This is a genomic window from Psychrobacter sp. TB55-MNA-CIBAN-0194 (assembly GCF_040309505.1).
Lineage (GTDB): Bacteria > Pseudomonadota > Gammaproteobacteria > Pseudomonadales > Moraxellaceae > Psychrobacter > Psychrobacter fozii.
Window position 1 is genome coordinate 1 of the sequence record NZ_JBEOOW010000722.1, and the last position, 240, is coordinate 240.

Annotated in this window: 1 protein-coding gene; it reads right to left on the reverse strand. The window is 40.8% G+C overall.

Annotation, left to right across the window (positions count from 1 at the left end; all coding sequences use genetic code 11):
- A partial coding sequence (locus AAEY75_RS16870; protein WP_352260318.1) for a hypothetical protein occupies nt 1–240 on the reverse strand: 240 nt, incomplete at both ends.

Sequence of the window (240 nt, forward strand, 5' to 3'; positions counted from 1 at the left end):
ATTAATCACAGCCAAGTTATCTGCTTGAACAGCTGATATTGACGCCTGCCGTTGTACCTCATGTTCAAAAGGTGCATGGTTCACCACTTTAGGTATATCAGGTTGCGTCTTTGATTCAGGTGTTGTCATTTTTGATGCTGGTTTTTCTGGAGCTGGTTTTTTTTGATCTATAACAGGTGGATTAGGTTTTACTTCAGGCTGAGATTTTTTGACTGCTTGAGGCTTTAATTCGGGTTCAGC